This is a genomic window from Raineyella sp., assembly GCF_034933565.1.
In the GTDB taxonomy this organism is placed as follows: Bacteria; Actinomycetota; Actinomycetes; order Propionibacteriales; family Propionibacteriaceae; genus Raineyella.
Window position 1 is genome coordinate 1 of the sequence record NZ_JAYFNG010000063.1, and the last position, 9,420, is coordinate 9,420.

Consider the following 9,420-nt stretch of genomic DNA (forward strand, 5'->3'; position numbering starts at 1 on the left):
CACCACAACGGCGGCGCACCACAAACGCGGCGCACCCCGATGGGCGCACACCGCACGCGCGGTGTGCGCCCTACGGGGCCTGTCGGGCTGTCAGGCGAGTGCCTGCAGCGCCTTCAGCGAAGCCTTGGCGGAGACCACCGGGCCGCCGTCGGCCGGCGGCTCGCCGTCCAGCATGATGTCCTGCTCGAGGACGTAGTAGCCGTCGAACCCGGCGTTGTCGAGGGTCCTGACGATGTCGGCGAAGTCGATGTCGCCCTCACCGATCGGGGCGAACATGCCGCCCTTGACCCCGTCGGACCAGGACAGCTCGCCCGGCAGCAGCTTGTCGGTCATCTCCTTGTGGACGTCCTTGGCGTGCACGATGGCGACCCGGTCGGCGTACTCGCGGGTCAGCTCGGCGACATCGGCGCCGCCGGCGGCCAGGTGGCCGGTGTCCAGGCACAGGCCGACCGAGGAGTTGTCGAGCACCCGACGGACCTCGTCGACGTTCTGCACCATCGTGCCCCAGTGCGGGTGGATGCAGGCGGTGACGCCGGCCGCGGCGCACACCTCGCTGATCCGGGTGAGGTTGGTGAAGAGCGTCTCCCAGCCCTTCTCGTCCAGCACCGGACGGTTGTCGTACCCGTCGCGGCCGGAGTCGGCGGCCAGGATCAGGTACTCGCCGCCGGCGACCGCGAAGGCCTCCAGCTCACGGCGGACGGCCGGGATCGGGTCGTGGTCCGGGTCGTGCATGACGGCCAGGAAGAACGATCCGACCGGCTTCAGCGCGTAGCCGGCCACGGCCTCGGCGCGCGCCTGGGGCTCCTCCGGCAGCCAGCCCTGCGGGCCGAACTCGGTGGCGGTGAGACCGATCTGCTTCATCTCGGTCAGCACCCGCTCGGGGGTCATCTGGTATCCCCAGCCGGGGACCTCGCACACGCCCCAGGTGATGGGCGCTCCGGCGATCTTCATAGGTCTGCTCCTTTGCAGTAAGGGGTACAGCAGTAGGGGTTTCTGAGCTGGTAGGGGGTCGGGGGGTAGGGGTTCTGGGGGATGAGGGTTGCTGGAGGTCAGAGCCGTACGGTCGCGCCGGTGCGGGCGGACTCGCCGGCCGCTTCGGCGATCCGCAGCGCCTCGACACCGTCGGTGACGGTCGGGGAGACCGGGGTGCCCTGGGTGAGGGCGTCGATGAACGAGGTCAGCTCCGCGCGGTAGGCGTCGGCGTAGCGCTCCAGGAAGAAGTCCAGGTACGGGGCCTTCGCGTCGGAGGCCTGCCGGGTGGACACCTGCAGGGTGGTCGGGCGCTGGTTGTCGGCCAGGATCGCGCCGTCGGGCCCGAACGCCTCGAGGCGCTGGTCGTAGCCGGTGGCGCAGTGCCGGGAGTTGATGATCGTGGCGGCGGCCCCGCTCGCGGAGCGCAGCACGATCACCGCGCCGTCGAAGTCGCCGCTGTCGGCGAGCTCCGGGTCGAGGTGCTGGCCGGTCGCGGTGACCTCGGCGACGTCACCGAGGAAGAACCGCGCGGTGTCGAAGTCGTGGATGGTCATGTCCTTGAAGATGCCGCCGGACTGGGCGAGGTACGCCTTCGGCGGGGCGGCCGGGTCGCGGGAGATGATCGTCAGCTGCTCGAGCGCGCCGATCGCGCCCTCCTCGACCAGGGCGCGGGCCCGGGCGAAGGACGGGTCGAACCGGCGGTTGAAGCCGAGCATCACCGGGACGTCGGCCAGGTCGGCGAGCTGGCGCTGCAGCTCCTCGGCGTCGGCCAGCTGCATCGCCACCGGCTTCTCGCACAGCGCGGGCTTGCCGGCCCGCACCGCGGCGAGGATGTGCTCGACGTGCAGCGGGGTGGGGGAGCCGATCACCACCGCGTCGATGTCCTCGGCGGCGAACACGTCGGCGGCATCCGTGCAGGCCCGCGCGCCGTACGTCGCGGCGACCGCCTCGGCCGCGGCGGACACCGGGTCACAGACCAGGGTGAGGGTCGCTGCAGGGTGCGCCGCGATGGTGCGGGCGTGGACCTGGCCGATACGGCCGGCCCCGATCAGAGCGAAACGCAGTTGGGTCATGCCTGTTCCTCGTCACCGGCGGACCGGCTTCGCTGCCGGCCTCGTGTAGCCATGACTCGATTCAAACCGTTGCTCAGGTCAATGTCAACTGAATGTCAGAACAAACACATCCGATGGGGCGACAAGTCCTGCTGATGACAGGTCATCGCTGGCTGACGGGTGGGCCGGGTGACAGGACGTCGGCGGGACGTCAGTGTGCGACGAGGGTGAGGTCGAAGGAGTAGAGCGAGGGGCGGTAGACGTGGTTGCCGAACTCCACCACCCGGCCGGCGCTGTCGTACGCGGACCGGCTCATGGTGAGCAGCGGCGCGCCGGGCTCCTCGGCCAGCAGCTCGGCCTCCTCGGCGGTCGCCGCCCGGGCGCCGATCACCTGCTTGGCGGTGGCGATGTGGATGCCGTGCTCGTTGAAGCAGCGGTAGAGCCCGTGCTCGTTGAGGTCGGTCCACGACGGCGCCAGGTCGATCGGGATGAGATTGGTCAGCACGGCGAGCGGCCGGTTGTCCACCGAGCGCAGCCGGACGATCCGGACCACGCCGGTGCCGGGCTCGACGGCGAGCCGGTCGGCCTCCTCCTCGTCGGCCTCGTGCACCTCGTACGACAGCACCTTCGTGGTGGGGGTGAAACCCTCGCGGGTCAGGTCGTCGTAGAGCGAGGTCAGCTCGATCGGCCGGTGCACCTGCGGTGGGGTGACGGTCGTGCCGACGCCGCGCCGACGGGTCAGCAGGCCGCGGTTCACCAGCTCCTGCAGGGCCCGGCGGGCGGTCGGCCGGGAGACGTCGAGCCGCTGGGCCATCGAGATCTCGTCCTCGATCCGGGCCCCCGAGGGCAGCTCGCCGGAGATGATCGCCTGCTCGATCGGCTCGGCGATCTGCCGGTACAGCGGTTCGTCGGAGTCGCGGTCGATGACGACGGTCGGCTCGTAGTGGTCGCTCATGGTCGTCCTTGTCCGTACAGCGTTACCGAGTATTGCTAGCTCCCACTGTAGCGACCTGTGACAAGAAAGCTTATTTGTGCGGACAAAGTGTTGACCTTGTTCATGCCTTCGGGCAGACTGGTGCCAGTCCCCAAAGGAGAGGCAGGCGCAGCAGTGGACACGTCAACATCAACAGTCCCTGACGTCCTCACCATCGGTCGTAGTGGTGTGGACATCTACCCGTTGCAGATCGGCGTCGGACTGGAGGAGGTGACCTCGTTCGGCAAGTTCGTCGGCGGGTCGCCGACGAACGTCGCGGTCGCCGCCGCCCGGATGGGCCATTCGGCCGCGGTGATCACCGAGGTCGGGGACGACCCGTTCGGCCGCTTCGTCCGCCAGGAGATGAGCCGGCTCGGGGTGGATCCGCAGTACGTGATCACCAACCACGACTACCTCACCCCGGTGACCTTCTGCGAGATCTTCCCGCCCGACGACTTCCCGCTCTACTTCTACCGGCAGCCCTCGGCCCCCGACCTGCAGATCCGGCCCGAGGACATCCCGGCCGTCGTCGCGGACGCGCGGATCTTCTGGATGTCGGTCACCGGCCTGTCCGTCGAGCCGACCCGCAGCGCCCACCGGCGCGCGATGGAGCTGCGTGGCGACAAGGCCCTGACCATCCTCGACCTCGACTACCGGCCGATGTTCTGGGCCGACGAGGACATCGCCCACACCGAGGTCGACCGGATGCTCGGCCTGGTCGACATCGCGGTGGGCAACAAGGAGGAGTGCCGGATCGCCGTCGGCGAGACCGAGCCCGAACGGGCGGCGGACGCCCTGCTGGAGCGTGGCGTGGAGATCGCCATCGTGAAGCAGGGGCCGCTCGGTACCCTCGCCAAGACCCGCGACGAGCGGGTCGTCGTCCCCGTCACCCCGGTGCAGGTCTGCAACGGCCTGGGCGCCGGCGACTCCTTCGGCGGGGCCCTGTGCCACGCCCTGCTGGAGGGCTGGGACCTCGGCCGCGCCGTCTCCTTCGCCTCCACCGCCGGCGCGATCGTCGCGTCCCGCCTGGAGTGCTCCACCGCGATGGCCACCGAGCAGGAGGTCCTCGACCTGATGGCCGCCAATCCCGCATCCGCCCCCCAGGTCGAGGTCCTGTCATGACACTGATCGAGAAGCTCACCGAGACCCGCTTCCATGAGCCGCAGGCCGTCCGCCGGGCCCTGGTCGACCGTCCCCGCGGCGTCCTGCCGCAGGGCGACGCGAAGCTGATGGTCATCGCCTGCGACCACCCGGCCCGCGGTGCCCTGGGCGCCGGCACCGACCCGATGGCGATGGCCTCCCGCGAGGAGGTGCTGGCCCGCTGCCTCGAGGCGCTGGGCCGCCCGGGGGTGAACGGCTTCCTCGGCTCGGCCGACATCATCGAGGACCTGGCGCTGCTCGGCGCCCTCGACGGCAAGTTGGTCTGGGGCACGATGAACCGGGTCGGGCTGCAGGGCGCTTCGTTCGAGATGGACGACCGGTTCAACTGCTACGACGCCCGCGGCGTCGAGGACGCCGGCCTGGACGGCGGCAAGATGCTGCTGCGGATCAACTACGACGACGCCGGCACCGCCGCCACCCTGACCTCGGCGGCGCAGGCGGTCGACGACCTGGCCGACTGCGGCCTGACCGCGATGGTGGAGCCGTTCATCTCCACCCGCACCGACGGGCGGATCGTCAACGACCTGACTCCCGACGCGGTGATCCGTTCGATGGCGATCTCCTCGGCCCTCGGCCGGACCTCGGCGTACACCTGGCTGAAGCTGCCCTGCGTCGACGAGATGGAACGGGTGATGGAGGCCACCACGCTGCCGTCGCTGATCCTCGGTGGTGAGGTGCCGGACGACCCGGAGGCCGCCCTGTCGGGCTGGGCCACCGCGCTGTCCCTGCCGAACGTCCGCGGCCTGGTGATCGGCCGCTCGCTGCTCTTCCCGCCCGATGACGACGTCGCCGGCGCGGTCGACCGCGCGGTGGCACTCCTGTGAAAGGCACTCCCGTGAACGACGCTTTCGCCAACGACAACGACCGCTACGTCATCCGTGCGGGGCAGACCGCACACGAGGCCTTCGAGGCCGACCTCACCGTCGAGCGGGCGGGCTGGGACTGGTGCTCCCTGCGCGTCCTGGCGCTGCCGGCCGGTGGCCGCCAGGAGGTCAGCTCCGGTGACGCCGAACTGCTGGTGCTGCCGCTGTCCGGCGGCTGCCGGGTCGAGGTGGGCGGCGAGTCGTACGCGATCGCCGGTCGCCCCGAGGTGTGGACCGCGATCACCGACTACCTCTACGTCCCGCGGCACACCACCGTCGTCGTGTCGAGCGAGCACGGCGGGCGGTTCGCCCTGCCGGCGTCGAAGGCGACCGCCGACCTGCCGGTGCGCTACTGCCCGGCGGCGGAGGTCGTCACCCAGCTGCGCGGCACCGGCGACTGCTCGCGCCAGGTGAACAACTACGCGCTCGGCAACACCGTGGCGACCTCCCACCTGCTGGCCTGCGAGGTGCTCACCCCGGGCGGCAACTGGTCCTCCTACCCGCCGCACAAGCATGACGAGCACACCGAGGTGGAGCGGATCCTCGAGGAGATCTACTACTACCAGATCCGCCCGGCCGCCAACGGCACCACCGGGATGGCGCTGCAGCGGATCTACCCCTCCCCGGGCAAGCCGATCGACGTCTGTGCCGAGGTGCACAGCGGCGACATCGTGGTGATGCCGTACGGCTACCACGGCCCCTCGGTCGCCGCGCCCGGCTACGACCTGTACTACCTCAACGTGATGGCCGGCCCGGCCGAGGACTCGACCTGGCTGATGACCGACGATCCGCACTACACCTGGCTGCGCCAGGAGTGGGAGACCGGGGAGGTCGACCCCCGGCTGCCGATGACCCCCCTCAACACGAAGGAGTGACCGTGGAAGACCTGAACCCAACCGTACGTCTCACTGTCGGGCAGGCGATCATTCGCTTCCTGGTCAACCAGTACGCGGAGCGTGACGGAGTCGAGGACCGGTTCATCACCGGCGCCTTCGGGATCTTCGGCCACGGCAACGTGGCCGGCATCGGCCAGGCGCTGCTGCAGAACGAGATCGACCCCGCCCCGGACGGCGGTGCCATGCCGTACTACATGCCCCGCAACGAGCAGGGGATGGTGAACGCGGCCGCCGCGTACGCCAAGGCGACCAACCGGATGAAGGCGATGATGTGCACCGCCTCGATCGGGCCCGGCTCGCTCAACATGGTCACCGGCGCCGCGCTGGCGACCACCAACCGGCTCCCGGTGCTGATCTTCCCCTCCGACCAGTTCGCCACCCGGTTCCCCGACCCGGTGCTGCAGCAGCTGGAGGACCCGACCACGCTGGACCTCTCGGTCAACGACTGCTTCCGCCCGGTGGCCCGCTTCTTCGACCGGATCAACCGTCCCGAGCAGCTGCTGTCCTCGCTGCTGAACGCGATGCGGGTGCTCACCGATCCGGCCGACACCGGCGCCTGCGTCATCGCGCTGCCCCAGGACGTCCAGGCGGAGGCGTACGACTTCCCGGTCCGGATGTTCGACCGCCGGGTGTGGCACGTCCGTCGCCCGGTGCCCGAGCCGGCCGCGCTCGAGCGTGCCGCCGCGCTGATCCGCGCCGCCCGGCGCCCGCTGGTGATCGCCGGCGGCGGGGTGATCTACTCCGAGGCCGCCGAGCAGCTGCGGGCGTTCGCGACCGCGACCGGCATCCCGGTCGGCGACACCCAGGCGGGCAAGGGCGCGATCAACTTCGACCACCCCGGCGCGGTCGGCGGGATCGGCTCGACCGGCGGTGACTCCGGCAACCACCTCGCCGACACCGCCGACCTGGTGATCGGCATCGGCACCCGCTACTCCGACTTCACCACCGCCTCGCACACCCAGTTCAAGGACCCCGACGTCCGGTTCGTCAACATCAACGTGACTGCCTTCGACGCTGCGAAGAACTCCGCTGAGATGGTCGTGGCCGACGCCCGCGAGGCGCTGGTCGCCCTGACCGCCGCGCTGGCGGGCCACCGTGTCGAGGAGGCGTACGCCGCCGAGATCGCTGCCGAGAAGGAGGCCTGGGCCGCGGCCACCGAGAAGTGCTACCACCTGGGCCACGGCCCGCTGCCGGCCCAGACCGAGGTCTTCGGCGCCCTGAACGAGATGATGGGTGACAACGACGTGGTGATCAACGCCGCCGGCTCGATGCCCGGCGATCTGCAGGCGCTGTGGCGGGCCCGCACCCCGGTGCAGTACCACGTCGAGTACGCCTTCTCCTGCATGGGCTACGAGATCCCCGCCGCGATGGGGGTCAAGATGGCGCTGCCGGACTCCGAGGTGGTGGCGATCGTCGGCGACGGCACCTACCAGATGCTGCCGATGGAGCTGGCCACCATCGTCCAGGAGGGCCTGAAGGTGATCTTCGTGCTGCTCCAGAACCACGGCTTCGCCTCGATCGGTGCCCTGTCCGAGTCGCGCGGCTCGCAGCGCTTCGGCACCCGTTACCGCGCCGGTGGCGGCCGCCCGCACACCCTCGACGGGGAGTTCCTGCCGGTCGACATCGCGGCCAACGCGGAGTCCTGGGGGCTGAAGGTGCTGCGCGTCGGCACCATCGACGAGTTCCGGGCCGCCTACCGCGAGGCGGTGGCCGGCGACCGCGCGGTGATGATCCACATCGAGACCGACCTCTACGGGCCGAACCCGCCGTCCTCGTCCTGGTGGGACGTCGCCGTCTCCCAGGTCTCCCGCCTCGAGTCCACCCAGCGGGCGTACGAGGAGTACGTCGACGCCAAGCGGGCCCAACGCGCCTACCTCAACTGAACCCCAGCAACAAGGAGTAGTAGCCCATGAAGACGATCGAACAGTGGATCGACGGCGCCCCGTACCACGGTGAGCCCGTCCGCCGGGTCCCGGTCGAGAACCCCACGACCGGCCGGATCGAGGCCGAGCTGCTCGAGGCCTCGGTGGCCGACGTCGACCACGCCGTCCGGGTGGCCCGCCGGGCCCAGCTCAGCTGGGGCAAGGTGTCGCTGGCCAAGCGGATGGACATCATGTTCCGGATGCGCCAGCTGGTCCTCGACCATCAGGACGAGCTGGCCACCGCCATCGTGAACGAGCACGGCAAGACCTTCTCCGACGCCATCGGTGAGATCCAGCGCGGCCGGGAGACCCTCGACTTCGCCTGCAACATTGCCGCGGCCCTGAAGGGTGAGATCTCCTACGACGTCTCGACCGGCGTGGACGTCCACACCCTGCGCCAGCCGGTCGGCGTCGTCGCCGGCATCGGCCCGTTCAACTTCCCGGTGATGGTGCCGATGTGGATGCACCCGATCGCCATCGCCACCGGCAACTCCTTCGTGCTGAAGCCGCCGTCCCCGGCGCCGACCGCCTCGATGATCATCGCCCGCCTGTACCGGGAGGCCGGCCTGCCCGACGGCGTCTTCAACGTCGTCTCCGGCGACCGGCACGTGGTCACCGCGCTGCTCGAGCACCCCGGGATCGACGCGGTCTCGTTCGTCGGCTCCACCCCGGTGGCCCGGATCGTCCAGGAGACCGCGACCCGGCACGGCAAGCGGGTCCAGGCCCTCGGTGGGGCGAACAACCACGCCATCGTGATGCCCGACGCGGACCTCGACCACGCCGCCCAGCACATCGCCGCGGCCGCCTTCGGTGCCGCCGGCGAACGCTGCATGGCGCTGCCCGCGGTGATCGCCGTCGGCGGGATCGCCGACGAGCTGGCCCGGCGGGTGGCCGAGCACGCCGGGGCGTACGTGGTGGGCTCCGGCTTCGAGGAGGTGACCGACCTCGGGCCGGTCATCTCGGCCCGGGCCAAGCAGCGCATCACCGGCCTGATCGACGACGCCGAGCAGCGCGGCGCCACGGTCGTCCTGGACGGCCGGGCCCCGACGGTCGAGGGCTTCGAGGACGGCCACTTCCTGGCCCCCACGGTGATCACCGGGGTGCCGCTGGACGCCCCGGTCTACACCGAGGAGATCTTCGGCCCGGTGCTGACGATCGGTGCGGCCGCGACGTACGAGGAGGCGATCGCCCTGGTCAACGCCCAGCCGTTCGGCAACGGCGCGGCCATCTTCACCCGGGACGGCGGCACCGCCCGCCGGTTCAAGCTCGACGTCCAGGCCGGCATGGTCGGCATCAACGTGCCGATCCCGACCCCGGTGGCGTACTACTCCTTCGGTGGCTGGAAGGACTCGCTGCTCGGCGACACCCACATCCACGGCCCCGAGGGCGTACGGTTCTGCACCCGGGCCAAGGCCATCACCGAGCGCTGGCCCGGCGCCACAGTGCACGCCGCCACGATGTCGTTCGAGCGGGAGGCCTGAGACAAGGCACCGGCACCCGGCACCGCTGCGCCGAGCGGCTGCGCCAGAGGCCGAGCAGGCTGCGCCGAACGCGGCCGAGGGGGGCCCGGCGGTTTTTTAA

8 protein-coding genes are annotated in these 9,420 nt (G+C 70.6%); 5 read left to right on the plus strand and 3 right to left on the minus strand.

Annotation, left to right across the window (positions count from 1 at the left end):
• Nucleotides 1-90 precede the first annotated feature (90 nt).
• The 3 genes from VB059_RS14285 to VB059_RS14295 all read right to left on the minus strand — a co-directional run bounded on the left by VB059_RS14285 (nucleotide 91) and on the right by VB059_RS14295 (nucleotide 2,979).
• Nucleotides 91-951, minus strand: coding sequence for a sugar phosphate isomerase/epimerase (locus VB059_RS14285; protein WP_323422643.1), 861 nt, complete (start codon nucleotides 949-951; stop codon nucleotides 91-93).
• Nucleotides 952-1,049: 98 nt separating this feature from the next.
• Nucleotides 1,050-2,045, minus strand: a complete 996-nt coding sequence (gene iolG, locus VB059_RS14290; protein ID WP_323422644.1) for an inositol 2-dehydrogenase — start codon at nucleotides 2,043-2,045, stop codon at nucleotides 1,050-1,052.
• Nucleotides 2,046-2,235: 190 nt separating this feature from the next.
• Complete coding sequence (locus VB059_RS14295; RefSeq protein WP_323422645.1) at nucleotides 2,236-2,979, minus strand: GntR family transcriptional regulator; 744 nt, start codon at nucleotides 2,977-2,979, stop codon at nucleotides 2,236-2,238.
• A gap of 153 nt (nucleotides 2,980-3,132) precedes the next feature.
• Here VB059_RS14295 and iolC point away from each other — a divergent pair, with 153 nt between their 5' ends.
• Genes iolC through VB059_RS14320 form a run of 5 tightly spaced genes read left to right on the plus strand, consistent with a single transcriptional unit; the run spans nucleotide 3,133 to nucleotide 9,320 of the window.
• Entirely contained in the window at nucleotides 3,133-4,119 is a 987-nt protein-coding gene (gene iolC, locus VB059_RS14300; protein ID WP_323422646.1) for a 5-dehydro-2-deoxygluconokinase, read from the plus strand.
• On the plus strand, nucleotides 4,116-4,982 hold the full coding sequence (locus VB059_RS14305; protein ID WP_323422647.1) for a deoxyribose-phosphate aldolase: 867 nt from the start codon (nucleotides 4,116-4,118) through the stop codon (nucleotides 4,980-4,982). Before iolC ends, VB059_RS14305 begins: the two co-directional genes overlap by 4 nt.
• An 11-nt stretch (nucleotides 4,983-4,993) precedes the next feature.
• Nucleotides 4,994-5,896: a 5-deoxy-glucuronate isomerase gene (iolB, locus tag VB059_RS14310; protein ID WP_323422648.1), complete on the plus strand. Its 903-nt coding sequence runs from the start codon at nucleotides 4,994-4,996 to the stop codon at nucleotides 5,894-5,896.
• Nucleotides 5,897-5,898: 2 nt separating this feature from the next.
• Nucleotides 5,899-7,800 carry a 3D-(3,5/4)-trihydroxycyclohexane-1,2-dione acylhydrolase (decyclizing) gene (gene iolD / locus VB059_RS14315; RefSeq protein ID WP_323422649.1) on the plus strand — a complete coding sequence of 634 codons (1,902 nt, stop codon included), beginning with the start codon at nucleotides 5,899-5,901 and terminating at the stop codon, nucleotides 7,798-7,800.
• A gap of 26 nt (nucleotides 7,801-7,826) precedes the next feature.
• A complete protein-coding gene (locus tag VB059_RS14320) occupies nucleotides 7,827-9,320 on the plus strand; it encodes a CoA-acylating methylmalonate-semialdehyde dehydrogenase (RefSeq protein WP_323422650.1) in 1,494 nt (497 codons plus the stop codon).
• The last annotated feature ends 100 nt before the right edge of the window (nucleotides 9,321-9,420 follow it).

Coding starts and splice junctions, on each gene's coding strand:
- VB059_RS14285 (WP_323422643.1), bottom strand. CDS start 951: ATGAAGATCGCCGGAGCGCCCATCACCTGGGGCGTGTGCGAGGTCCCC.
- iolG (WP_323422644.1), bottom strand. CDS start 2,045: ATGACCCAACTGCGTTTCGCTCTGATCGGGGCCGGCCGTATCGGCCAG.
- VB059_RS14295 (WP_323422645.1), bottom strand. CDS start 2,979: ATGAGCGACCACTACGAGCCGACCGTCGTCATCGACCGCGACTCCGAC.
- VB059_RS14305 (WP_323422647.1), top strand. CDS start 4,116: ATGACACTGATCGAGAAGCTCACCGAGACCCGCTTCCATGAGCCGCAG.
- VB059_RS14320 (WP_323422650.1), top strand. CDS start 7,827: ATGAAGACGATCGAACAGTGGATCGACGGCGCCCCGTACCACGGTGAG.